General features: G+C 73.7%; 24 protein-coding genes and 1 pseudogene. 6 read left to right on the forward strand and 19 right to left on the reverse strand.

All coding sequences use genetic code 11. The features are described 5' to 3' along the window. Positions 1-25: 25 nt before the first annotated feature. From ACTMSW_RS06945 to ACTMSW_RS06965, 5 genes are all read right to left on the reverse strand, one after another. Positions 26-511: a hypothetical protein gene (locus tag ACTMSW_RS06945; RefSeq protein WP_441179612.1), complete on the reverse strand. Its 486-nt coding sequence runs from the start codon at positions 509-511 to the stop codon at positions 26-28. After that, the gene (gene holA / locus ACTMSW_RS06950) at positions 508-1,488 is read right to left on the reverse strand and encodes a DNA polymerase III subunit delta (RefSeq protein ID WP_441179613.1); all 981 of its coding nucleotides are present in this window, start codon (positions 1,486-1,488) and stop codon (positions 508-510) included. The genes ACTMSW_RS06945 and holA overlap by 4 nt, the downstream gene beginning before the upstream one ends. A gap of 121 nt (positions 1,489-1,609) precedes the next feature. After that, positions 1,610-4,033 carry a ComEC/Rec2 family competence protein gene (locus tag ACTMSW_RS06955; protein ID WP_441179614.1) on the reverse strand — a complete coding sequence of 808 codons (2,424 nt, stop codon included), beginning with the start codon at positions 4,031-4,033 and terminating at the stop codon, positions 1,610-1,612. Further along, on the reverse strand, positions 4,030-4,926 hold the full coding sequence (locus ACTMSW_RS06960; RefSeq protein ID WP_441179615.1) for a ComEA family DNA-binding protein: 897 nt from the start codon (positions 4,924-4,926) through the stop codon (positions 4,030-4,032). Before ACTMSW_RS06960 ends, ACTMSW_RS06955 begins: the two co-directional genes overlap by 4 nt. 128 nt (positions 4,927-5,054) lie before the next feature. Continuing rightward, the gene (locus ACTMSW_RS06965; protein ID WP_441179616.1) at positions 5,055-5,465 is read right to left on the reverse strand and encodes a RidA family protein; all 411 of its coding nucleotides are present in this window, start codon (positions 5,463-5,465) and stop codon (positions 5,055-5,057) included. A gap of 79 nt (positions 5,466-5,544) precedes the next feature. Between ACTMSW_RS06965 and ACTMSW_RS06970 the strand changes: the two genes are divergently transcribed. Further along, positions 5,545-5,922 (forward strand): winged helix-turn-helix transcriptional regulator, encoded by a 378-nt coding sequence (locus tag ACTMSW_RS06970; protein WP_441179617.1) that lies wholly within the window; start codon positions 5,545-5,547, stop codon positions 5,920-5,922. A 109-nt stretch (positions 5,923-6,031) separates the two neighbouring features. Here ACTMSW_RS06970 and ACTMSW_RS06975 read toward each other — a convergent pair whose 3' ends face one another. The 5 genes from ACTMSW_RS06975 to pepN all read right to left on the reverse strand — a co-directional run bounded on the left by ACTMSW_RS06975 (position 6,032) and on the right by pepN (position 11,387). After that, on the reverse strand, positions 6,032-6,889 hold the full coding sequence (locus ACTMSW_RS06975) for a DegV family protein (RefSeq protein WP_441179618.1): 858 nt from the start codon (positions 6,887-6,889) through the stop codon (positions 6,032-6,034). Between the two features lie 47 nt (positions 6,890-6,936). Next, positions 6,937-7,599, reverse strand: coding sequence for a histidine phosphatase family protein (locus tag ACTMSW_RS06980; RefSeq protein ID WP_441179619.1), 663 nt, complete (start codon positions 7,597-7,599; stop codon positions 6,937-6,939). Next, on the reverse strand, positions 7,596-8,003 hold the full coding sequence (gene rsfS, locus ACTMSW_RS06985; RefSeq protein ID WP_441179620.1) for a ribosome silencing factor: 408 nt from the start codon (positions 8,001-8,003) through the stop codon (positions 7,596-7,598). Before rsfS ends, ACTMSW_RS06980 begins: the two co-directional genes overlap by 4 nt. A gap of 110 nt (positions 8,004-8,113) precedes the next feature. Then, a complete protein-coding gene (nadD, locus tag ACTMSW_RS06990) occupies positions 8,114-8,710 on the reverse strand; it encodes a nicotinate-nucleotide adenylyltransferase (protein ID WP_441179621.1) in 597 nt (198 codons plus the stop codon). Between the two features lie 157 nt (positions 8,711-8,867). Further along, positions 8,868-11,387, reverse strand: coding sequence for an aminopeptidase N (gene pepN, locus ACTMSW_RS06995; RefSeq protein ID WP_441179622.1), 2,520 nt, complete (start codon positions 11,385-11,387; stop codon positions 8,868-8,870). Between the two features lie 68 nt (positions 11,388-11,455). On the opposite strand from pepN, the gene ACTMSW_RS07000 reads away from it, so the two are divergent. Continuing rightward, positions 11,456-11,674, forward strand: a complete 219-nt coding sequence (locus ACTMSW_RS07000) for a DUF397 domain-containing protein (RefSeq protein ID WP_357040925.1) — start codon at positions 11,456-11,458, stop codon at positions 11,672-11,674. A 139-nt stretch (positions 11,675-11,813) separates the two neighbouring features. Here ACTMSW_RS07000 and ACTMSW_RS07005 read toward each other — a convergent pair whose 3' ends face one another. From ACTMSW_RS07005 to ACTMSW_RS07015, 3 genes and pseudogenes are all read right to left on the reverse strand, one after another. After that, positions 11,814-12,005, reverse strand: coding sequence for a DUF397 domain-containing protein (locus ACTMSW_RS07005; RefSeq protein ID WP_441179624.1), 192 nt, complete (start codon positions 12,003-12,005; stop codon positions 11,814-11,816). An 11-nt stretch (positions 12,006-12,016) separates the two neighbouring features. Then, positions 12,017-12,818 (reverse strand): annotated as a pseudogene (locus ACTMSW_RS07010) (helix-turn-helix domain-containing protein); the annotation flags it as partial. 128 nt (positions 12,819-12,946) lie between these two features. After that, positions 12,947-13,342, reverse strand: a complete 396-nt coding sequence (locus tag ACTMSW_RS07015; protein WP_441179626.1) for a hypothetical protein — start codon at positions 13,340-13,342, stop codon at positions 12,947-12,949. Between the two features lie 217 nt (positions 13,343-13,559). Here ACTMSW_RS07015 and ACTMSW_RS07020 point away from each other — a divergent pair, with 217 nt between their 5' ends. Then, positions 13,560-14,807 carry a cytochrome P450 gene (locus ACTMSW_RS07020; protein WP_441179627.1) on the forward strand — a complete coding sequence of 416 codons (1,248 nt, stop codon included), beginning with the start codon at positions 13,560-13,562 and terminating at the stop codon, positions 14,805-14,807. A gap of 116 nt (positions 14,808-14,923) precedes the next feature. Here the strand turns inward: ACTMSW_RS07020 and ACTMSW_RS07025 are convergent, their stop codons facing one another. Both ACTMSW_RS07025 and ACTMSW_RS07030 read right to left on the reverse strand, forming a co-directional pair. Beyond that, positions 14,924-16,093 (reverse strand): zinc-dependent alcohol dehydrogenase, encoded by a 1,170-nt coding sequence (locus ACTMSW_RS07025; RefSeq protein ID WP_441179628.1) that lies wholly within the window; start codon positions 16,091-16,093, stop codon positions 14,924-14,926. Further along, the gene (locus tag ACTMSW_RS07030) at positions 16,090-16,725 is read right to left on the reverse strand and encodes an SRPBCC family protein (RefSeq protein WP_441179629.1); all 636 of its coding nucleotides are present in this window, start codon (positions 16,723-16,725) and stop codon (positions 16,090-16,092) included. The genes ACTMSW_RS07025 and ACTMSW_RS07030 overlap by 4 nt, the downstream gene beginning before the upstream one ends. Before the next feature lie 149 nt (positions 16,726-16,874). Here ACTMSW_RS07030 and ACTMSW_RS07035 point away from each other — a divergent pair, with 149 nt between their 5' ends. Together ACTMSW_RS07035 and ACTMSW_RS07040 are read left to right on the forward strand one after the other, a co-directional pair. Further along, a complete protein-coding gene (locus ACTMSW_RS07035; protein ID WP_441179631.1) occupies positions 16,875-17,612 on the forward strand; it encodes a class I SAM-dependent DNA methyltransferase in 738 nt (245 codons plus the stop codon). After that, a complete protein-coding gene (locus tag ACTMSW_RS07040; protein ID WP_441179633.1) occupies positions 17,609-18,712 on the forward strand; it encodes a glycosyltransferase in 1,104 nt (367 codons plus the stop codon). The genes ACTMSW_RS07035 and ACTMSW_RS07040 overlap by 4 nt, the downstream gene beginning before the upstream one ends. Before the next feature lie 238 nt (positions 18,713-18,950). Here the strand turns inward: ACTMSW_RS07040 and ACTMSW_RS07045 are convergent, their stop codons facing one another. The 3 genes from ACTMSW_RS07045 to ACTMSW_RS07055 are packed head-to-tail and all read right to left on the reverse strand — an operon-like array spanning position 18,951 to position 20,894. Then, complete coding sequence (locus tag ACTMSW_RS07045) at positions 18,951-19,634, reverse strand: DUF3618 domain-containing protein (RefSeq protein WP_441179634.1); 684 nt, start codon at positions 19,632-19,634, stop codon at positions 18,951-18,953. Continuing rightward, on the reverse strand, positions 19,631-20,083 hold the full coding sequence (locus tag ACTMSW_RS07050) for a phage holin family protein (RefSeq protein ID WP_441179635.1): 453 nt from the start codon (positions 20,081-20,083) through the stop codon (positions 19,631-19,633). Before ACTMSW_RS07050 ends, ACTMSW_RS07045 begins: the two co-directional genes overlap by 4 nt. 31 nt (positions 20,084-20,114) lie before the next feature. Next, positions 20,115-20,894 (reverse strand): hypothetical protein, encoded by a 780-nt coding sequence (locus ACTMSW_RS07055; protein WP_441179636.1) that lies wholly within the window; start codon positions 20,892-20,894, stop codon positions 20,115-20,117. 226 nt (positions 20,895-21,120) lie between these two features. On the opposite strand from ACTMSW_RS07055, the gene ACTMSW_RS07060 reads away from it, so the two are divergent. Then, positions 21,121-21,597 carry a DUF4383 domain-containing protein gene (locus tag ACTMSW_RS07060; RefSeq protein ID WP_441179637.1) on the forward strand — a complete coding sequence of 159 codons (477 nt, stop codon included), beginning with the start codon at positions 21,121-21,123 and terminating at the stop codon, positions 21,595-21,597. A gap of 60 nt (positions 21,598-21,657) precedes the next feature. On the opposite strand, the gene ACTMSW_RS07065 is transcribed toward ACTMSW_RS07060, so the two are convergent. Beyond that, positions 21,658-22,095, reverse strand: coding sequence for a GNAT family N-acetyltransferase (locus ACTMSW_RS07065; protein WP_441179638.1), 438 nt, complete (start codon positions 22,093-22,095; stop codon positions 21,658-21,660). Positions 22,096-22,136: the final 41 nt, after the last annotated feature.

The following is a 22,136-nucleotide window of genomic DNA, read 5'->3' on the forward strand; positions in this document are numbered from 1 at the left end:
CGGCTGGCGGATCGGCCGAGCGGGGTCAGTCCCGTGGGTGGCGGTCCGGCCGTACGGGACGTGACGCGCTCCCCCGCCCCGCCTCCGGGTGACCGCCCGGGGCGGCACGCGTCGAGTGGGCCGACGGATCCGTCGTCACGACGACGCCGGGCACGCTGTGCAGGATCCAGTCCACCCGGGCCTTGCCGACGACCGGCTCCATCTGCCGCCGGAAGCGGTTCCGTTCCTGGTCGGGCACCTGGGCGGCGGACCGGACCACCCGCTCGGCCACCAGGTCGTTGAACTTGACCATCACGGCGACGGTGGCCGGCAGGATCAGCACGGCCCACCAGGTGACCAGTTCGGCGAGGGCGAGCAGCGCGGCGAGCGCGACGGCCCCCTCGAAGAAGACGAAGCAGAGCACCCCGCCCGGGTTGACGAAACGCAGGCGCAGGACCCGGGCGTAGAGCGGGCGTGACCGCTCCTCGTCGACCGCGACGGTGGCCCACGAGCCACGGGGCGGTCCGCTCACCGGGCGCCTCCCTGCCGGGCGGCCACGACCGAGAAGACGGCCCTCTCCAGCGCGTACGCCCGGTCCTCCGCGCCGCCCTTCACGGCCGCGTTGCACTCGGCGGCGGCGCGCATCGCCATTACCAGCCCCTCGGGCGTCCAGCCGCGTCCCTGCCGCTGCGCGCGCTCGACCTTCCACGGCGGCATGCCGAGGGTGCTGGCCAGTTGGTACGGGCTGCCCCGCCCGGCCGACGCGACCCGCGCCACGGTGCGTACGCCGTCGGCGAGAGCGTCGGCGATCGGCACCGGGTCGACGCCGACGTGCAGCGCCCACCGCAGCGCCTCCAGGGCTCCGGGCACGTCGCCGACCATGGTGGCGTCGGCGACGGTGAAGCCGGTCACCTCGACCCGCCCCCGGTAGTAGCGGGCCACCGTGTCCGCGCCGATCCGGCCGTCGGTGTCGGCGACGAGCTGGGAACACGCGGCGGCGAGTTCACGCAGGTCGTTGCCGACCGCCGCGATGAGCGCCTCGGCGGCGTCCTCGGTGCACGTACCGCCGGCGCGGCGGACCTCGTCGCGGACGAAGGCCACCCGCTCGCGGTGCCCCTTGAGCTTGGCGGCCGGGACGACCGTCGCGCCGGCCGCCTTGAGGCCGTCGGCGAAGGCCTTGCCCTTGGCGGCCCCCAGGTGCAGCACGACCAGCTGCACGTCCGGGTCCGGGTTCTTCGCGTACGCGAGCAGGGCCGCGGCGAGGTCCTTGCGGGCGTCCTGGCCGGCGCGCAGCACGAGCAGTCGACGCCCGCCGAAGAGCGACGGGCTGAGCATCTCGGCGATCTCGCCGACGGCCAGGGAACCGGCCTGGTACTCCCGGACGTCCACGTCGGGGTCGACGGCGCGCGCCCGGGCGACCGCTTCGGAGACCGCGCGCGTGGCGAGCAGCTCCTCGTCCCCGAGGACGAGCAGAATGGGAGCGAGGCTGGCGGCGGTCACGCCGCCCATATTCGCACGGCCGGCGGTCGGAGCCAGCCTGCTCCTGCGGACTCCGGTGGCACACCCCGCACTCAGCGCAAATCCAGACATTTATCTCGCTTCACCTCTTAAGCCAAGAACGGGCATCGATCTACCTGCGCTGGTTTCCGGGCCGGAGGCCACGGACCACCACGGCCAGGCCGGAGCCGCCCACCACCGCCACGTCCCCGTCGGTGTCGGTCCGCAGCACCCGCGCCCCGCCCCGGGTCAGCCGGCCCAGGACCGCCGGGTTGGGATGCCCGTACGTGTTGCCCGCGCCCACCGGCACGAGGGCGACCGTGGGGCGGACCGCGTCCAGGAAGGCCGGGTCCTGGTAGGCCGAACCGTGGTGGGCGACCTTCAGCACCTGCGCCCGCAGTCCTCCCGGTGGCGGGTGGTCCAGCAGGGCCCGCTGCTCCTCGGTCTCGGCGTCACCGGCGAGCAGGACGCGTACCCCGGCGACCGTGGCGAGCAGCATGAGGGAGTTGTTGTTCGGGTCGGAGCGGGTGCCCCGCAGCGGGTACGGCGGACCCACCAGCGTCAGCTCGACGGCTCCGGCCCGGTACCGCCAGCCGGCGGGCGCGGTCACCACCTCGGCGGAGCCCGCCGCCGCGGTGGCCCGGACCAGGTCCCGCCCGGCCGCCGGCTCCGGCCACGACGGGACGAGCACGGCACCGACCCGCCGCCCCCGGAACACCCCGGCGACGCCTCCGGTGTGGTCCACGTGGAAGTGGCTGACCACCAGCAGTGGCACCTCCCGTACGTCCAGACCCCGCAGGCACGCGTCCACCGCCCCCGGGTCCGGTCCGGCGTCCACCACCACCGCACGCCCCGGGGCCACCGGCAGCACCACCGCGTCCCCCTGGCCCACCGCGCAGGCGGCGACCACCCAGGTGGCCGGGGGCCAGCCGGGGGCCACCAGGCGCACGGGCAGGGCCCCGAGCACCACGGCGACCGCGACTACCGTCACCAGTCGGCGGACCACGGGGTGCCGGGTGGCGACCAGCATCGCCACGGTGAGCGCGCCCAGCAGCAGCGCACCGGGCGCGCCGTCCGGCCAGGGCAGCGTGCCGGCCGGCAGCTCGGCTCCGTGCCGGGCGACCGTCACCAACCACCACGCCGGCCAGCTCGCCAACCAGGCGAGGAACTCCGCACCCGGCGGAAAGACCGGTGAGAGTGCCGCCGCCGCCACCCCGAGGACGGTCGCCGGGGCGATGGCCGGCACGGCGAGCAGGTTGGCCGGCACCGCGACCAGACTGATCGTGCCCGAGATCCCCGCCACGACCGGCGCGCAGGCGAGTTGCGCGGCGGCGGGCACCGCCAGCGCCTCCGCGAACCCGGCCGGCACCCGCCGGCGGCGCAGCGCGTCCCGCCAGCGTGGGGCGAGCAGCAGCAGGCCCCCGGTGGCCAGCACGGAAAGCGCGAACCCGGCGTCACCGGCCAGCTCCGGGTCGACCAGTACCAGCACGGTCACCCCGGCGGCCAGCGCGGGCAGCGCCGCCCGGGGCCGACCGGCGGCCAGCGCGGCCAGGCCGATCGCGCCCATCGTGGCCGCCCGGACGACGCTCGGCGAGGGACGGACGAGGATCACGAAGCCCACCAGGGCCACCCCGCACAGGCCGGCCGCCAGCCAGGGGCCGGCCCGGGCCCAGCGGGCGATCAGCAGCACGGCGCCGACGACGATGGCCACGTTGGATCCGGAGACCGCGTTGAGGTGGGTCATGCCGGTGGCGAGGAAGTCCTCCTCCACGGTCGGCAGCAGCCGGCTCGTGTCACCGACCACCAACCCCGGCAGCAGTCCTCCCGGCTCGTCCGGCAGGGGCGCGCACGCCCGTTGGAGGCCCGCGCGCAACGTGCCGGCGGCCCGCTGTGACCACGGCGGCGCCCCGTGGAGACCCGGCGGCCCGACGGCGCTCAGCACGGCGGCGGTGAGGTCACCGCCACGGGGTGGGGCGAGGCGTCCCCGCGCGGTCAGCCGCTGTCCGGGCAGCAACCCTCGCCACCCCGGATCGGAGGCCAGGACCAGGACACGTACCGACGCCTCCACGCGGCGACCGTCGCCGCCGGTCACGCCGGTCGACCGGGTCGCCACGAGCAGGATGGCCGGCCGTCCGGGGGCACCTCGTACCGGCCGGGGATCGTCGCGGACGACCAGCTCCGCCGTGACGACGGCGTCCGCCTCGACCAGGGCACGGACCGGAGCGGCGTCCCGCACGGCCAGCCGCGCGGCCGTGGCGCTCGCCCCGCAGACCACGCCGATGAGTGCGGCGACCACCACCCACCCGTACCGCCGGGCCGGCGCCGACGGGCGCCCGAGGACACCGGCGAGGTGCAGCCCGCAGGTCACGGCCGTCCCGCCGGCTACCACCGCCACCAGCAGGGTCGGGCGGGTGGTGAGATGCAGCCCGGCCAGCGCGGCGAGCCACGTCGCCACGGCCATCCCGGCCAGCCGCAGGTCCGGCACCGACGACCGCAGGTCGCCCTCGCCGGTGGACGCACCTGGACGGGCGGCGGCGTCCGGCCCCGGGGTCCTCATACCGTCACCAGGTCCTTGAGCTGCTCGTACCGTGCGTCGCCGATGCCGTCGACCTGGCGCAGGTCGCCCACGGACCGGAAGCCGCCCTGCTGCTCGCGGTGGGTGAGGATGCGCTGGGCGAGCACCGGCCCCACCCCGGGCAGGGCGTCGAGCTGCGCCAGCGTGGCGGTGTTGAGGTTGACCCGACCGCCCGGGGCCGGGGCTCCGCCGGGCGGCGTGCCGGGTGCCGCCGCCCCGGGCGGTGCGGGGACACCGACCAGGATCAGTTCGCCGTCGGTGACCTTCCGGGCCGGGTTCAGCAGCGCTGTGTCCACACCGGGCAACGCTCCCCCGGCCGCCGCCACCGCGTCGGCGACCCGGGCACCGGCCGGTACGCGGACCAGCCCCGGGCGGCGTACCTTGCCGGCGACCGCCACCACCAGCTCACCGTCGGGCGTGGCGGGTGATGGCGCCCCGTCGGAGGGGGACGGCGACCCGGCCGGGGCGGCCGACGCCACCGGAGTGACCGGCTCGGCGTGCGGCCGGGATCGCCACGCCCACAGCCCTGCGGCGAGCACCACCAGCACGGCCACCACGGCGAGCGCCCGGGTGCCCCGGCTCCCCGGGTCGAACGCCGCCGGCCCGGGCAGCCGGCGCGTCGACAGCTCCCGCTCCGGCGACCGGTCCCGCCCGTCGGTGCCCTCGCCCGTGCCCCGCGCGGCGTCCTGCCCCGGGTGCACCGGCAGCGACCGGGGCGCGGCGACCGGCGGGAACTCCCCGGCCGCGCCCGCTGGCAACGAGGGACCGTTCGCCGGCACGACGTCGAACGGGCGGCGCGGGGACCGCGTCGCGGCCACACCCGGCACCAGCCGGCGCAGGCGCTGCCGGACCACCATCTCCTCGTCATCGGACACCGGCCGAGGCTAGGAGGAGACGGGTCCTCGGTGGGGCCGGCGCCCGCGCCCTGTGGACAGGGACCGCCCCTGTGGACAACCGCCTGATCTTGCAGGAATGTGCCTCCGCCGGTCAGCGCCCCGTCCGCTCAGTCCACGACCGCCGTCGCCTCCACCTCGACGAGGACGTCGGGCTCGAACAGGTAGTCGACGCCGATGAGCGACGCCGGGGGCATGGGCTGCGGGAGGCCGATCTCCTCGGCGACGTCGGCGACGCCGGCCATGAAGTCGCCGATCCGGTCCGGCGACCAGTTCGTGACGTAGAAGGTCAGGCGGACGACGTCCGCAAAGCTCGCGTCGGCCCCGGCCAGACCACGCGCGGTGTTGCGGAGCGCCTGGACGACCTGGCCCCGGAGGTCACCGGGAGCGATCGGCTGACCCGCCTCGTCGCGGCTGATCTGACCGGCCACGTACACGTGGCGTGACCCGGACGCCACCGCGACGTGGTGATAGGGGACGGGCTGCATCATGCCCTGCGGTGAGTGGAACCGAACAACCATCGAAATCTCTCCTCTGACCGATCATTGGTATCTCATTGATACCTGGTGCATCAAGGAAACTTCAACGAAACTAGGTGTCATGGCAGATACCGACCCCTTCGCGACGGACCGTCTCACGATCACCCCTCCGCACCGCGAACTCCTGGACCAGGTCCTCGACAAGTGGTCGCTGGAGGTGCTCAACCAGCTCTGCGAACGACCGTCACGGTTCAACGAGCTGCGCCAGGCGATCCCGGCCGTCTCCCAGAAGTCGTTGAGCGCCACCCTGCGCCGCCTCGAACGCAACGGCATCGTCGAGCGTGCCGTCCTCTCGTCGCGACCGGTCGCCGTCGAGTACCGCATCACACCGCTCGGCAAGACTCTCCGGCAGCCGATCGACGTTCTCCTCGAATGGGCCGACCAGCACCTGACGGCCATCGAGGCCGCCCGCCGGACGTACGACGAGACCACCCGGTGAGGGACCCGCGCCGGTCAGCGCCTCCGGGTCGAGGCCGAGGGCGGCGCGTCCACCGTCGACCGGCAGGGTCGCGCCGTCGACGAAGGGCCCGCCCCTCAAGGCGGTCGGGTCAGGCCGCGGGTGGGTGGCGGTGGACGACGACGCACGCCAGACCGGGACCGGCGTGGGCGGCGACGACGGCGCCGGCCTCGGAGACGTACGTCGCGCGCACGCGGTCACCGAGCCGCGCGGCGAACGCCTCACCGAGCGCCTCGGCCCGTTGGGGGGCGGCGAGGTGGTGCAGCGCGAGGTCCACGTCCGCGTCACCGGCCGCCTCGACGGCGAGGTCGACCAGGCGGGCGATGCCCCGGCTGGCGGTACGCACCTTGTCCTTGAGCACGATCGCGCCGTCCGGCATGTGCATGATCGGCTTGACCGAGAGGGCGGTGCCGAGCAGCGCCTCGGCCGCGTTGATCCGGCCGCCCCGGCGCATAAACTCCAGCGTGTCGACGTAGAAGAAGATCGTGGTCCGGCCGACCGCGTCGAGCGCGGCGTCGCGTACCTCCGGCACGCCCAGGCCCCGCGTGGCGGCCGTGGCGGCGGCGACGGCGGGGAAGCCCACGCCCATGCCGCAGGAGCGGCTGTCGACCACGGCGACGCGGTCGCCGAACTCGGTGGCGGCGAGGCGGGCGGCCTCGACGGTGCCGGAGAGCTCACCGGACAGGTGCACCGAGACGACGCCGTCGGCGCCGGAGTCGAGGAGCCGGCGGTACGTCTGCGCGAACTGCTCCGGGGCGGGCCGGGAGGTGCTCACCGAGACCCGCCGGCCACCCAGGACGCGGGTGGCGTCGGCGGGGAACGTCTCCACGCCCTCCAGCCCTTCCGCGCCGTTGAGGACGACGGTCAGCGGCACCACCGTCAACGGGTACGCGTGCAGCAGCTCGGGCGGGAGGTAGGCGGTGGAGTCGGTGACGACCGCGACGGGCATGCCCGGCACGCTAGCCGATCCCGGCCGGGACCGCCCGGGCCGGACGGTCAGACCGCGTCCGCGCTGGCGGACGCGGACGCCGCGGCGGGGACCGGTGCGGCGGACGCGGCGATGACGCCCACGTTGTGGGCACGCAGGTGCCAGCCACGGACGTCGTTGTGCCGCAGCTCGGTCCAGTGGCAGTTGGACAGCGACCCGATGGTGCGCAGCACGAGGTGGTCCCAGCCGAGCAGGTGACCGACGCCCTGACGGGCGCCGCCGCCGTGGGTGGTGACCACGACGGTGCCGCCGGGCACCAGGTCGGCTGCCTCCTGGAAGGCCGCCCCGACCCGCTTGCCCAGGTCGTCGAGGGTCTCGATACCGCAGCCGGGATCAGGGTCGCCGGCCCGCCAGCGGGCGAACTCGTCGGGAAAACGCTCGGCGGCCTCGGTCAGGTGCAGCCCCTGCCAGAGCCCGAAGTGACGCTCCCGCAGCCGGGCGTCGGTGCGGACCGGCAGCCCGGTGACGGCCGCCAGGGCGGCGGCGGTGTCCGCCGCGCGGCTCAGGTCACTGGCCACGATGGCATCCGGACGCAGCGCGGCGAGCAGGGGCGCCGCGTCCCGGGCCTGCTCGCGGCCGAGGTCGTTCAGCGGTACGTCGGTCTGCCCCTGCACCCGGCTGGCGGCGTTCCAGTCGGTGTTGCCGTGCCGCCAGATGATCAGTCGGGTCATTCGGCGGTGGAGGTGGTGCCGGACTCCGCGTCGACCAGGTCCCGGTCGACGAACGGGATGGTCGGGCAGTCCTTCCAGAGCCGGTCGAGGGCGTAGAACTCGCGCTCCTCGGTGTGCTGGACGTGCACCACGATGTCGACGTAGTCGAGCAGCACCCAGCGGCCGCCGCGCTCGCCCTCGCGCCGGATCGGCTTGGCCTTCTCCGGCAGTTCGAGAAGGCGCTCCTCGATGGCGTCGACGATGGCCAGCACCTGACGCTCGTTCGGGGCCGAGGCGACCAGGAACGCGTCGGTGATGGCGAGCTGGTCGCCCACGTCGATGATGACGATGTCCTGCGCCTTCTTGTCGGCCGCGGCCTGGGCGGCGGCCATCGCCAGCTCGTGAGCGCGTTCGGAAACTGTCACCGTTCTCCTTCGATCAACCGTGCGACCCTCCAAGCCTCTCACACGCGGCGGCGTACCGACTCGTCAGTTGTGGCGCCTTACCGACCGGAAGCACCCGATACCGGGATGATTCACCGCTGGTAGAGGCGCCGCTTGACGATGTACTGCACCACACCGTCGGGCACCAGGTACCAGACCGGCTCACCCCGGGCGACCCGTGCGCGGCAGTCGGTCGACGAGATGGCCATGGCGGGCACCTGCACCAGGCTGACCGTGTCGGCCGGCACGTGCTTGTCGGTCAGCTCGAAGCCCGGCCGGGTGACCCCGACGAAGTGGGCCAGCTCGAAGATCTCGTCCAGGTCCTTCCAGGAGAGGATCCGCTCCAGGGCGTCGGCGCCGGTGATGAAGTACAGCTGCACCTTCGGGCCGTACTCGGCGTGCAGGTCGCGCAGGGTGTCGACGGTGTAGGTCGGACCGCCCCGGTCGATGTCGACCCGGCTCACCTGGAAACGGGGGTTCGACGCGGTGGCGATCACCGTCATCAGGTAGCGGTCCTCGGCCGGGCTGACCGGTTCGTCCGCCTTCTGCCACGGCTGCCCGGTGGGGACGAAGACGACCTCGTCCAGGCCGAACCGGTCCGCCACCTCGCTGGCCGCGACGAGGTGCCCGTGGTGGATCGGATCGAACGTGCCGCCCATGATCCCGATCCGCCGGATGTCTTCCTCCACCCCGCGATCCTAGGCCGCCCCACCCCGCCCCCCGTCCCACTCCCCCTCCCGCCCCCGCTCGTCGCTGTTTCACGGAAACAGTGGCTGTTCCTGCGTCCATGGCCACTGTTTCCGTGAAAGTGCGAGAGGGACGCGACGTGGGGGTGGGGGTGGGGGGTTAGGCGGAGGCGGCGGCGACGGCGGTGCGGGCGACCAGGGCGCGGCGCAGGTCGTCGGCGGCGTCGGTCACCACGCGACGCAGGCCGGGCGTGACGTCGTCGCGGGCGAGCAGTGCCGCGGCCGCCTCCCGGGTGGTCTGCGCCACGGCGTAGCGGGGGAACGCCAGGCCCGCGACCCGGTCGGCCACCCAGGGCGTACGCGCACGCGCGGCGGCCGGCATGTCGTCGAAGTACCGGGACACGTACGCGGCGGTCAGCTCGGCCTGCTCGGGCTGCCAGAACCCGCCGGCGGTCGCCTCGACGAGCCGGTTGGACAGCGTGGTGTCGGCGACGACGATCTGCCAGGCGGCCTGCTTCGCGGCGGCGTCGGGCAGGGCCGCCCGGCAGCCGGCGGCCCGCTCGGCGCCGGCCGCGCTCGGGTCGGCCGCCGCCTCGGCGGCGATCTCCGGTTCACCGGCCGCGCCCAGCACCACCAGCCGGCGCAGGACCGACCAGCGCAGCTCGGTGTCGACGGCCAGCCCGGCGGGCACGTCCCGGCCGGCGAGCCAGCCGGTCAACAGGTCCGCGTCGGTGGTCGCGGCGATCCAGCCCCGCGCGGCGGCGAGCTGCAACGACCCACCGGCCGGCGCGCCGTCGAGCAGCGTCCGGCAGGCGTCGGCGACCCGGACCAGGGCGGCGTCGCGGGCGGCCGGGTCCAGGTAGCGGTCGATCAGCGAGCGGCTGAGCGTCAGCACGTCCTCCGCGATGACCACCTCGGTCTCGACGGGCAGCGCCGCGGCGACCAGGCCGACCAGGCCGACCCCGACCGGCCGCTCCCCGTCGGTCGCCGCGTCGAGGGCCTCGCCCCAGAGCAGCGCCCGGGCGAGCGGGTCGGTCAGCCCGGGCAGCACCGACGGCACCGCGTCGGCGGAGGCCGGGTCGAGGCGGATCTTGGCGAAGGTCAGGTCGCCGTCGTTGGGCAGCAGCAGCCGGGCCGCCGGCTCGCCGGCCAGGTCGGCGAGCACCGTGCGGCCGCCGTCGGCGTCCGGGTCGAGGTCGACCTCGGTACGGGTCACGGTGCCGTCGTCCGCGTACCGGCCGATACCGATGCGGTGCGGGCGCAGCACCGGGTGCGTCCCGGTGGCGGTCTGCGTCACCGCCACCTCGGTGTAGCGGCCGTCCGCGTCGACGGCCACCTCGGCGCGCAGCGTGTTGACCTGCGCGCTGCGCAGCCACCGCTCGGCCCACCCGGTCAGGTCCCGCCCGCTCGCGGCGGACAGGTTGCCGAGCAGGTCGTCCAGTGTGGCGTTGCCGAACCGGTGCTTCGCGAAGTGCGCGTTGAGGCCGGCGAGGAACGCGTCGTCGCCCAGCGCGGCGACGAGCTGCCGCAGGACGCTGGCCCCCTTGGCGTACGAGATGCCGTCGAAGTTGAGCAGGCCCTCGGCGGCGTCGGTGACCTCCTCGGGAGCCACCGGGTGGGTGGAGGGGCGCTGGTCGGCGGCGTACCCCCACGCCTTGCGGCGCATGGCGAACGTGGTCCAGGCCCGGTCGAAGCGGGTCGCCTCGGCGGTGACCCGGGTGCCCAGGTACTCCGCGAAGGACTCGTTCAGCCACAGGTCGTCCCACCAGCGCATGGTGACCAGGTCGCCGAACCACATGTGCGCCATCTCGTGGGCGATCGTGGTGGCCCGCAGCTCCCGCTGGGATTCGGTGACGGCCGAGCGGAAGACGTAGTCGTCCCGGAACGTGACCAGGCCCGGGTTCTCCATCGCGCCGGCGTTGAACTCGGGCACGAACGCCTGGTCGTACTTGCCGAAGGGGTAGCGCTCGTCGAACAGCTGGTGGAAACGGTCGAGGCACTGCCGGGTGACCGTCATGATCTCGTCGATGTCGGTGTCCAGGTGCGCCGCGAGGGACCGGCGGCAGTAGACACCGAGCGGGATGCCGTCGTGGGAGTCGCGCCGTACGTGCCAGGGCCCGGCGATCAACGAGAAGAAGTACGTGGCCAGCGGGGCCGTCTCGGCGAACTCCCAGCGGCCCGGCGCCGGGTTGGCGGCCAGCTCGCCGTTGGCGGCGACGGTCCAGTGCTCCGGCGCGGTGACCGAGAGGACCACCGGCGCCTTCAGGTCGGGCTGGTCGAACGCGGCGAAGATGCGTTGCACGTCGTCGAGGAACGACATCGCGTACAGGTAGGTCTCACCGTCGGCCGGGTCGACGAAGCGGTGCATGCCCTCGCCCGTGTTGGAGTACGCCATGTCCGCGCTCACGGTGAGCGTGTTCTCCTCGGCGAGCCCGGTCAGCCGCAGCCGGTTGTCGTCCAGCGTGGCGGGGTCGAGATCAGCGCCGTTGAGGCGTACCTGGTGCAGGGCCGCGGGCTTGACCTCGACGAACGTCGAGGTGCCCGCGGCGGCCCGGAACCGGATCTCGACGTGCGACCGGAACCGGTCGCCGTCTCCGGTCAGGTCGAGGTCGACCCGGTAGGACTGGACGGTGATCGACGCGCCACGCGCGGTCGCCTCTACACGGCTCAGGCTCGGCATCCGCTTATCCTGCCCGATGGGGATCCGTACCGGTCCCCCACGACCCCCTGGCACTGGAGGAACACGCGATGACTGCGCATCCCAAGGGCGACTTCGACCTCTCCCGGGCGGTCTGGCAGCGGGCCGAGGGCGACACCTCCGACAGCGCCGTCGAGGTCGCGTTCGTCGACGACCTGATCGGCATGCGGAACTCGGCCGAGCCGGACGGCCCGGTGCTGGTCTTCACCCAGGCCGAGTGGGACGCCTTCGTCGCCGGCGCCCAGGACGGCGAGTTCGACCTCGACTGACCGTAGTCGGCGGGCCCGTCGGGGCACGTCGGCCATGACCGACTCGATGTTCCTGACATCGGGCCGTCCCACCGCGACGGACACCCTGATGTCAGGCAACACGAGTGGATCTTCTGCGGTCGGCGCACCCCGGCGCGGGTCACCGACCCACGGTCACCCCGGTGACGAAGGCCCGCCAGGCGGCCGGGCCGAAGGCGAGGGTGCCGCGGTCGCGGTCCTTGGAGTCGCGGACGAGGACGACACCGGTCAGGTTGTCGGCCACCTCGACGCAGTTGCCGCCGCTCGCACCGCTTCGGGTGGCGGTGCGCCAGCGGGCGTCGCCCAGGTCCATGGCTTCACCACTTCCTTGATCAGGTCGATGGACTGCCGCCGGGGCAGCGCCTCGTTGCGGACGCTCTCCCAACGAGTCAGAAGCGTATCCACGTCCTCGGAGCGGTCGATGACGACGCCGCCGAGCTGGTGCTCCAGGTGGCCCACCCAGCCGTCCTCGGTCGAGCGGGCCAGCGCGAACTCCGGACAGCCCGATGTGGAGCACCACCTCGGCCGGGACGACGTGCACGCTGACGTTCGCACGCTCGGTGCACGCCAGCAGGTGCAACAGCTGCTCGGCCATGACCCGGTCGAATCCCTCACCGAACCGGCGGATCGCCGCCTCGTCGACCACCGTGATGACCTGCGGTGGGTGGTCGCGGGTCAGGATGTCCTGGCGTTCCATCCGGGCGGTGACCCGCTGCTCCACCTCTTCGTCGCTCAGACTGACGTCACCCCGGAGAACGAAGCGGGCGTAGCCGGGGGTCTGGAGCAGGCCCGGGATCAGGTTCGGCTCGTAGAACCGCAGCTGCGTCGCACCCCGCTCGGCCTCCAGCCACGGCCGGAACCACAGCGGCGTGCCGTCCCGCTTGGCCAGTTCCCACAGCTCGGTCAGCAGGCCGGCGCCGCCGAGCACCTCGTCCGCCCGGGTGAGGAACGCCAGGTCGAACGGGCGTTGGCCCAACTCGACCGCCGAGACCATGGACCCCGAGTAGTGCACCAGGCGACCGAAGTCCTCCTGGCTCAGCTCCGCTGCGATCCGTAGGCGCCGCAACTGGGCGCGGATCAGATCCCCCGCACGTGTCGACCCACTCGCCACACGTCCTCGACCCATCGTCGGTCCGTTCATCGCCAACCGTTCGGTCGCCGGCCGGTGGGCCTACGGCCACCGAAGACACATGACACCGCGAGATCGCCGACATCGGGGGGACCGTGGCGGCCGTGTCGCGTCGCTCCGGTCACCTAGTCACCGTCGCCCCAGCCGAGCCCACCGGGGCCGGGCGCGTGGTGGAAGCCCGGGTGGTCGGCCACGTCGGCGCAGCGCTCGCCGTCCGGGCCGATCGCGCCGCAGAACAGCCGCTCCGCCCGGTGCCAGGCGTCGGCCGGGGACAACGCCGCGGCGCCGAGGGCCAGCTCGGGCCGGAGCAGGCTCAGCGCCTCCGCGTACCCCACCGCCAGCTCGCGCGCCCGGCCCGGGTCGGGCGCTTCGAAGCCCAGGTGGACCGTGAACCAGCGGGCCGGCCGGGCCGCCCGGCGTGGCGGTGCGATCAGTGCCGCACTCCCCGGCTCCCGGCCGGCGCCGGCCAAGCCCGCCCGCAGCCGCTGCTGCCGCCAGTACGGCGACCCGTTGCCCCGCATGCACCCTCCCCGTGGTCCGTCCCGGCACCGCTTCCACCCGGAAGCCAACCAGTTCCCTCCGCCCCTGGGAGGGGCCAGCGACCACAACTTCCCGACCCGCCGGATCCGCCCGTGGTGGGCAGGCGAGCCGCCGGAGGCGGGGCGTGCTCAGTCACGGGTGGAGGGATTCAGCCGCTCCCACCTGGGTAGACGCGCCGGAGACGACCGAGGAGGCCCAATGGCGACGATCCCGGCGGAACGCGGCCTGGACAGCACCCCGGCCTTCCTACGGGACGGCTACCGGTTCGTCAGCGCCCGCTGCGACAAGCACGGCAGCGACATCTTCGCCACCCGCCTGCTGCTACAACGCACGATCTGCCTGCGGGGCCGGCCGGCGGCGGAACTGTTCTACGACACCGGGCGCTTCGTCCGGGCCGGAGCGATGCCGAAGCGCGGGCAGCGCACCCTCACCGGGGTCGGTGGCGTGCAGGGCCTGGACGACGGGGCGCACACCGACCGCAAGGGCATGTTCATGTCGATCATGACTCCCACGGCGGTCCGGCAGCTCGGTCAGCTCTTCGACGACGAGTGGCGGGCGCGTGTCCCGGCGTGGGAGTCCGGCGGGCCGGTCGTCCTCTTCGACGAGGTCGGCCGGATGCTCACCCGTGCGGTCTGCGCCTGGGCGGGAGTGCCGCTGCCCGGCTCCGAGGTCGCCCGGCGTACCGCCGACCTGGAAGGCATGATCGGCGGCCCGGCGGCGATCGGCCCCCGGCACTGGCGGGGCCTGCTCGCCCGCCGGCGCGCCGAGCACTGGGCCGGCGACGTCATCGACCGCGAACGCGTCGGCACGCTGTCCGCGCCGCCGGGAAGCGCGCTGCGGGTCATCGCCGAGCACCGGGACTCCACCGGACGGCTGCTCCCCCGCCGGATCGCCGCCGTGGAGCTGCTCAACATCCTGCGGCCGACCGTCGCCGTGGACCGCTACGTGGTGTTCGCGGCACTGGCGCTGCACGACCATCCCGCCTGGCGCGACCGGGTACGCGGGGACGACGAGGCCACCGAGCACTTCGTGCAGGAGGTACGCCGGTACTACCCGTTCTTCCCGGTCACCGCCGCCCGGGTACGCCGCTCCTTCGACTGGCAGGGGTACCACTTCCCCCGGGGCCGCCGGGTACTGCTCGACCTGTACGGCACCAACCACCACCCGGCACTCTGGCCGGAGCCGGAACGGTTCCGGCCCGAACGCTTCGTCGGCTGGCGCGACGACCCGTTCGGACTCGTGCCGCAGGGAGGTGGCGAGCACTGGACCGGGCACCGCTGCGCCGGAGAGTGGATCACCATCGAGCTGATGAAGCGGGCGGTGACCAACCTGACCGGCACGATGAGCTACGACGTACCCCCGCAGGACCTGGCGGTCCGCCTGAGCCGGATGCCGGCGCTCCCGAACAGCGGCTTCGTGATCACCAATGTCCGGCAGACCGCCTGAGCGGGCCCCGGCCCGACGACGCGCGGCACGGTGACGCCCTCCTGGGGACCCGACGGGCGGTCGTCGGACCCGTCAGCGCACCAGGAGGGCGTACCCGGCGAGCACCGCGCCCGGAATCACGGGTGCAGCACGGTTCGCAGGCAGGCGTCCTCCTTCTTCTCGAACATCTCGTAGCCCCGGACGCCCTTCTCCAGAGGCATCGGGTGGGTGGCGAGGTAGCCGGGGTCGATCTCGCCGGCCGCGATCCGGTCCAGCAGCATCGGGATGTAGCGCTGCGCGTGCATCTGCCCCATCCGCAGCACCAGCGCCTTGTTCATCGCCGCGCCGAGCGGGAACTTGTCCACCAGGCCGGCGTACACCCCGACGATGCTCACCGTGCCGCCCTTGCGGCAAGCCATGATCGCCTGTCGGACCGACGTCGGCCGGTCGCTCTGCAACCGGGCCGTCTGCTTCGCCTTGTCGTACGCGTACGCCGGCCCGACGTCGTGCGCCTCCATGCCGACGGCCTCGATGCAGGCGTCCGGGCCCCGGCCGCCGGTCATCTCCCGCAGCGCCTCCAGCACGTCGGTCTCCGCGTAGTTGACGGTCTCGACGCCGAGCCGGTCGGCGGCGGTGGCGAGCCGCTCCGGCAGCCGGTCGACCACGATCACCCGTTCGGCCCCGAGAAGCTGGGCGGCCCGGGCCGCCATCTGTCCCACCCCACCGGCACCCCAGACGGCGACCACCTCGCCGCCGCTGAGGTTGCAGAAGTCGGCGGCCATCCAGCCGGTGGGCATGGCGTCGGAGGCGAAGACCGCCGCGTTGTCGGGCACCCCGTCGGGGATCGGGAAGGCGCCGACGTCACCGAAGGGCACCCGGACGTACTCGGCGTGGCTGCCGGAGAAGCCGCCGGCGGCGTGGGAGTAGCCGAGGATGCCGGCGGGCGAGTGTCCCCAGAGCTTCTCCGCGAAGACCGGTTGGGGGTTGGAGTTGTCGCAGAGCGAGTACTGCTCGGTGCGGCAGTACCAGCAGCCGCCGCAGGCCACCACCGAGCCGACCACGACCCGGTCGCCGGTCTTCAGCCGCCGGACACCCGGCCCGGTCTCCACCACCTCGCCCATGAACTCGTGGCCGAGGACGTCGCCCTCCCGCATCGCCGGCACGAACCCGTTGATCAGGTGCAGGTCGGAGCCGCAGACGCTGCTGGCCCGGACCTTGACGATGATGTCACCGTCGGCGCGGACACTCGGCTCGGGCACGTTGCGCACCGCGAGCTTGCCGACGCCTTCCCAACACAGCGCCCTCACGCCCGTCCTCCCGCCGACAGCTTCTCGCGGACCTTGTCGGTGGCCTTCTCCTGAGCCGGCGTACGCCCCGAGGGGTCCCGCCGGGTGTCGAGCACCTGGCCGCACTCGACCAGGGACTTCACCCTCCGCAGCGTGTCCCGCAGCGCCAGGTCCGGCTCGTGACTGGTGGCCAGACCGACGACCCGGCGCAGCGCTCCCGAGCGGTAGCGCAGCTCGGCGCGGATCTCGGTGCCCCGGTCCATGGGCGCCGGCACCAACTCGACGGTGCCCTCCTGCGGCTGCCCGTCGGTCACCACCCAGTGCAGCCGGCCGGGACCCTCGACGGTGATCTCCGCCCGCCACCCGGTGCCGCCGTCGGTCGGGTCGACGGCCGCGCAGCGCCACCGGTTGTCGCCGACCTGCTCCAGGGTCGCCCACTCGGCCAGCGCACGGTCCATCCGCTCCCGGTCGGTCCAGAAGCCGATCACCGCCTCCACCGGCCGGTCGACGGTGACCGCGCGACGCACCACGTACCAGCCGTCCTGCTGGTCGGGTTGGTGCCGGCGTCGCCGGCCGGCCACCGCGCGGCCGAGGCCGACCGCGGTCGCCGTGGCGACGCCGAGCAGCGCCCACCTCGTTCCATTGCTGGTCATCACGTCTCCTCCACCCGGGGGCCCGAGGATGGACCACCCGCCTCAGAGGCTGCGCTACCCGGCAGGGGCCCACCGAAACGACGAACCGGTTTGATCGGCCGATATCCGGGCACCTGCGGTGGGCACCCCATCCTCGACGGGAGGCCTCGTTGACCTTCGATCCGAGCGCGTACGGGCGACATGCCGCGGACGTCTACGACGAGGCGTACGCCCACCTCGACCCGACCGCGGCGGTGGAACGACTCGCGTCGCTGGCCGACGGCGGACCCGTCTGCGAGTTCGGTGTGGGCACCGGGCGGCTCGCGCTGCCACTGGTCGCCCGGGGCGTGCCGGTCTCCGGCATCGAGGGCTCCCCGGAGATGGCCGAGGGCCTGCGGGCCAAGCCGGGCGGTGACGCCGTCGAACTGGCCGTCGGCGACTTCGCGGCGACCCGGGTGCCGGGCGAGTTCACCCTGGTGGTGCTCGCCTTCAACACTGTCTTCGCGCTGCCCGACCAGGCCGCGCAGGTGGCCTGCTTCCGCAACGCCGCCGCCCACCTGCGCCCCGGCGGCCGGTTCGTGATCGAGGCGTGGGTACCCGACCCCGGTGCCTTCCGCGCCGGGAGCGCGCTGCGACCGGTGCGGGTGACCGAGAACGAGGTGCTGCTGGAGGCGGCTCTCCTGCACCCCGCCGAGCAGCGGATGACCACCACCAAGATCCGGCTCACCGACACCGGGGTCCGCCTGCTGCCGGCCAACCACCGCTACGCGTGGCCGGCGGAGCTGGACCTGATGGCGGAGCTGGCCGGAATGCGACGTGAGCACCGCTGGGCGGACTGGACCGGCCAGCCGTTCACCGATGACAGCCGCACGCACGTGTCGGTCTACCGGCGCCCGGAGTCGACATGAGCGCCCCGACCCGCCCGACCGGAGGCGCGCCCGGCAACGACCGGCGCCGCGAGGCCGCGTCCGCTCGGACCGCCGCCGCTCCGCTGCCCGGCGAGGCGTCCGCCCGCGCCGGCTGGTCGGTGGCACCGCCCCGCCGGCTGGCGATGGCGTACGTCCTGCCGCTGCGCTGGACCGACGACACTTGGCTGGCCGAGCTGACCGGGTACCTGCGCTGGCTCGCGTCCCGGGTCGACGTGACCGTCGTCGACGGCTCGCCGCCGGAGGTCTTCGCCCGTCACGAGCTGGCCTGGCGGGGCCTGGTCCGCCACGTCCCCCCGGACCCCGCCCTGTCCGGCGTCAACGGCAAGGTGCGCGGTGTGCTCACCGGAGTCGCCGACGCGCGGCACGAGCACGTGGTGATCGCCGACGACGACGTCCGGTACGACGAGGCGGGCCTGCGCGCCGTGCACCACCTGCTCGACCGGGTGGACCTGGTCCGGCCGCAGAACTACTTCGACCCGCTGCCCTGGCACGCGTACTGGGACACCGGACGGACCCTGCTCAACCGTGCCCTCGGTGCCGACTACCCGGGCACCCTGGCGGTACGCCGGAGCACCTTCCTCGCCATGGGCGGATACGACCCGGACGTGCTCTTCGAGAACCTGGAGCTGATCCGGACCGTGCGGGCGTACGGGGGCACCGAGGCGGCACCGAAGGGTCTCTACGTACGCCGGCTTCCGCCCGAGACCGCACACTTCCTGGGCCAACGGGTGCGTCAGGCGTACGACGACCTGGCCCAGCCCGCCCGCCTGGTGACCGCGCTCGCGATCCTGCCGGCGCTGGCGGCAGCGGTGGCGTGCCGCCGTCCGGGGCTGCTGCTCGGCGCGGCGGTCACCACGATGGCCGTGGCCGAGGTGGGCCGGCGGCGAGCCGGCGGCACGGCGGTCTTCCCCGCCGCGACCGCGCTGGCCGCCCCGCTCTGGGTGCTGGAACGCGGCGCGTGCAGTTGGCTGGCGCTGGCCCAGCGGGTGTTCCGGGGCGGTGTCCCGTACGCCGGCACGCGCGTCCACCGCGCCGCCCACTTCGAACGCACTCTCCGCGCGCGCCTCCGCCAGCGCTGAGGAGCAGTAAGGAAGGGCCCCTTCTTAACGCCTCGCGTAGAGGAAGGGCCCCTTTTTAACACCGGGCGCGCACCGCGCTGCACACGCACCGCACCGGGCGCGCACCGCACCGGGCACGACCGCACCGGGCGCGCACCGCACGCCGCACGCCGCACGCACCGCAAACGACAGCTCGCGGCCACTCCCCGGGACGTTCCCCGGATAGTGGCCGCGAGCTGCGGCGTACGGTGCGCCTCGGTCAGGACTTCACCTGGTCGCGGGACTGCTGCGCCTGGTCCTTGACGTCCTTCGCGGCCGACTTCGAGTCGTCCTTGACAGCCTGCGCGGCGTCCTGCGCGGTCGACTTCACCGACTGGGCGGCGTTCTGCGCCGGCTCGCGCAGCTCTTCCTTGATCTCGTTGGCAACCTCGCCCAGCTTCTCCTTCACCGCGTCGGTGTGCTCGCTGGCCTTCTCCTTGACCTGGGTCGCGACCTGCTGCTCGCGCTGGGTGGCCGGGAGCAGCGAGGACGCCAGCCAGCCCACGCCGAAGGCGATGAGACCGGCGGCGAGGGGGTTGCCCTGGGACTTCTGGCGAATGACCTGCGGGGCGCGCTGCGCGGCGTCGCTCACGGTCGACGCGGCCGACTGCGCCTTGTCGCTCACCGTCGAGGCGGCGGAGTGCGCCTTGTCGCTGACCGTGGAGGCCGCCGAGGAGGCGTGCCCGCCCACGGCGTGGGCGCCCTGCTGGGTGCTGTGGCCGAGGTCCGACGCGGTTCCCATTACCTTGTCCCTCACATTCTGCAGCGCGCCACGGACCCGCTGCTTGCGGTCGTCGACGATGCGGGCGGGGCTGACCTTGTACGCCAGCGCGTCCACATCGGAGCTCAGGTTGTTCCGGGTGGCTTCGATCTCACGGCGGATCTGGTCCGGGTCGGTGCTCATCGGGTGACCTCCTGCGGGTGGGGCTTGAGCGCCTCGGGGATTCGCTGCACGCTCTCGTTGGTCTTCTTGAGGCCGCGCACCTTCTCGGCGTTCTTCTTGGCCATGGAGTAGAGGACGGCAGCGATGACGCCCCAGATGACGGCCACGATCAGCGCCGCCCAGCCGGCGTCCATCACGTTGGACAGGCCGGCCCAGAGGGCGAGCGACAGGAACAGGGCCACCATGTAGCCGCCGAAGCCGGCGCCGCCGAAGAACCCGGCGGCCTTGCCCGCCTTCTTGCCCTCCTCGCGGATCTCCGCCTTGGCCAGCTCCACCTCCTGCCGCATCAGCGTGGACAGGTCGGTGGTGACGGAGCGCATCAGCTCACCGATGGAGCTGTTGCGCACCTCGTCCGCGTCGTGCGGGTGGTACCCGGGGTCCGTTCCGAACCCCTGCGTCGGCATGCTCACGCCGCCGCCTCCCTTCGGATGATTCGGTCGCTCACGGACGGGTGGTTCCGCTGGACGGCACGCCCGGCAGCGGGTCGGTCTGGCTCACCGGCGGCAGCGGCTGGCCGGTGCCCCCGGCCGGGTCCGCGTAGCTGGTGGTCGTCCGCGGGTCCGGGTAGGCGGCACCCTGGCCGGAGTAGCCCGGCGTCGGCTCCGCGTACGTCCCCGGGGTGGGGTCGAGGTAACCGCCGGCCGGCATCACCCGCTGCGCGGGCGGCGGGGTCGGGATGACGGCGGTCCGCTCCGGGTCGTACCCGTGCTGACCGGAGTCGTTGGTCGCGGCGATGTTCTTCGTCAGCCGGCCGGCGAGCACACCCAGCACGGCGGCGCCGACGAGGAAGGTGCCGGGGTTGCGGCGGGCGTAGTCGCGTACCTCGTTGATGAGGTCACCGGGCTCGCGCTCCTCCAGCCAGCCGGCCACGCCGTGCACGCGCTCGGCGGCCTGGTGGGCAAGCTCGGCCACCGGGCCGGACTGGCCGCTGCCCTGCGCCATCGAGCGCATCTCGTCGGCCAGCGAGCGGAGCCCACCGGCGGCACGCCGCTGCTGCTCACCGGTCTGGCTGGTGAGCTGGTTGCGGGCCTCGCCGTAGAGGTTGCGCGCCTGGCGCTTGGTCTCGCCGACCACCTCGCGGCCCTGGTCCTTGGCCGTCTGGGCGACAGCGCCACCGGCCTGCTTGGCCTCCGTGCCGACCTGACGGGCCTGGTCGCGGACACCGCCGTTGGTCGACTCCTGCCCGTACGTGGAAGACGTGGGTGACAGATCGTAAGTCATGATTTTCCTTCCGCTCGGATAGTCGTCGCGGTTGTGCTGGGGGGGTTACGGCGGCGGTTCCGCTGCCGTTGTTATTGACGTACCCTGCGCGCCGACTTCCATACCTGATCCGTCATTTCTCTGCGATGCCGTCGGTCACGACTGGACAATGGAGGATCGTCACCGTCGGTGACGGACGGTGCACGCCGCGCAGCGGGGGTTCCGCGGATCCACGGAGGTGACGTCGATGGCACGCAGAGCACGGGACAGCCGGGGCCCGCGGCAGAAGGTGCAGCTGGCCGCGCTCCTGGCGGCCGCGGCCTTCCTGCTGATCGGGGCGCTCGGGTTCGTCCCCGGCATCACCACCGGGTACAACCACCTGACCTTCGCCGGTCACCACTCGGAGGCGAAGCTGCTCGGCCTGTTCCAGGTGTCGATCCTGCACAACATCCTGCACCTCGGGTTCGGCCTGGCCGGCCCGGTGATGGCGCGCAGCGTCGCCGGGGCCCGCGTGTTCCTGGCCGGCGGCGGTGCCCTCTACCTGGGACTGTGGTTGTACGGCCTGGCCATCGACCGGGAGAGCGCGGCGAACGTCATCCCGGTCAACGAGGCCGACAACTGGCTGCACCTGTTCCTCGGCTTCGGCATGCTCGCGCTCGGGCTGCTGCTCTCCAACCGGGCGGGCACCGGTGGCCGGCTCGACACCCCCTTCGACCGCCCCTGACGCGGTCGGTCAGCGGGCCGCCCGCACGCCGGCCGCCGGGACCGCGCGGGGGCGCCGCCGTCAGGCGGCCACCGGCAGGCGCTTCGCGAAACAGCGGCCGTACGACAGGCCACCGTGCTCCCCGTACGCCGGGACCGGCTGGTAGCCGCAGGCGGTCCAGAAGCCGGCCGTGGCGGTCGGGGACGACGCGGTGGGTAGGAAGACCGTCGTGTGGCCGGCCTGGAAGGCCACCTCCTCCAGCGTGGCCAGCAACTGCCGGGCGATGCCCCGCCCCCGGTACGCCGGCCGGACGTACACCGCGTGCAGCTCCCCGGTCCCGGGATCCCGTGACCGCAGTCCGCCACAGGCGACCGCCCGTCCCCCGACCACGGCGACCAGGAAGCGCACGTCGGCCGGTGTGCCGTCGGCGCGGTGACCGACGGCGCCCAGCTCCCGCTGCCACGCCACCACCAGGGCGGCCAGCTCCGGATCGGTGCCGGTGCGAGCGGAGATCAGCATCACCCGACGCTAGAGGCGATGCCTTTCGCGGAGGTTTCCGG

Origin of the sequence: Micromonospora sp. BQ11, from assembly GCF_052068135.1 — a bacterium.
Classification (GTDB): domain Bacteria; phylum Actinomycetota; class Actinomycetes; order Mycobacteriales; family Micromonosporaceae; genus Micromonospora.

Bases quoted from the DNA above. Each gene is read 5' to 3' on its own strand.
- holA (WP_441179613.1), bottom strand. From the start codon at position 1,488: ATGGGCGGCGTGACCGCCGCCAGCCTCGCTCCCATTCTGCTCGTCCTC.
- ACTMSW_RS06955 (WP_441179614.1), bottom strand. From the start codon at position 4,033: ATGAGGACCCCGGGGCCGGACGCCGCCGCCCGTCCAGGTGCGTCCACC.
- ACTMSW_RS06965 (WP_441179616.1), bottom strand. From the start codon at position 5,465: ATGGTTGTTCGGTTCCACTCACCGCAGGGCATGATGCAGCCCGTCCCC.
- ACTMSW_RS06970 (WP_441179617.1), top strand. From the start codon at position 5,545: ATGGCAGATACCGACCCCTTCGCGACGGACCGTCTCACGATCACCCCT.
- ACTMSW_RS06975 (WP_441179618.1), bottom strand. From the start codon at position 6,889: ATGCCCGTCGCGGTCGTCACCGACTCCACCGCCTACCTCCCGCCCGAG.
- ACTMSW_RS06980 (WP_441179619.1), bottom strand. From the start codon at position 7,599: ATGACCCGACTGATCATCTGGCGGCACGGCAACACCGACTGGAACGCC.
- pepN (WP_441179622.1), bottom strand. From the start codon at position 11,387: ATGCCGAGCCTGAGCCGTGTAGAGGCGACCGCGCGTGGCGCGTCGATC.
- ACTMSW_RS07000 (WP_357040925.1), top strand. From the start codon at position 11,456: ATGACTGCGCATCCCAAGGGCGACTTCGACCTCTCCCGGGCGGTCTGG.
- ACTMSW_RS07005 (WP_441179624.1), bottom strand. From the start codon at position 12,005: ATGGACCTGGGCGACGCCCGCTGGCGCACCGCCACCCGAAGCGGTGCG.
- ACTMSW_RS07015 (WP_441179626.1), bottom strand. From the start codon at position 13,342: ATGCGGGGCAACGGGTCGCCGTACTGGCGGCAGCAGCGGCTGCGGGCG.
- ACTMSW_RS07020 (WP_441179627.1), top strand. From the start codon at position 13,560: ATGGCGACGATCCCGGCGGAACGCGGCCTGGACAGCACCCCGGCCTTC.
- ACTMSW_RS07030 (WP_441179629.1), bottom strand. From the start codon at position 16,725: ATGACCAGCAATGGAACGAGGTGGGCGCTGCTCGGCGTCGCCACGGCG.
- ACTMSW_RS07040 (WP_441179633.1), top strand. From the start codon at position 17,609: ATGAGCGCCCCGACCCGCCCGACCGGAGGCGCGCCCGGCAACGACCGG.
- ACTMSW_RS07045 (WP_441179634.1), bottom strand. From the start codon at position 19,634: ATGAGCACCGACCCGGACCAGATCCGCCGTGAGATCGAAGCCACCCGG.
- ACTMSW_RS07055 (WP_441179636.1), bottom strand. From the start codon at position 20,894: ATGACTTACGATCTGTCACCCACGTCTTCCACGTACGGGCAGGAGTCG.
- ACTMSW_RS07060 (WP_441179637.1), top strand. From the start codon at position 21,121: ATGGCACGCAGAGCACGGGACAGCCGGGGCCCGCGGCAGAAGGTGCAG.
- ACTMSW_RS07065 (WP_441179638.1), bottom strand. From the start codon at position 22,095: ATGCTGATCTCCGCTCGCACCGGCACCGATCCGGAGCTGGCCGCCCTG.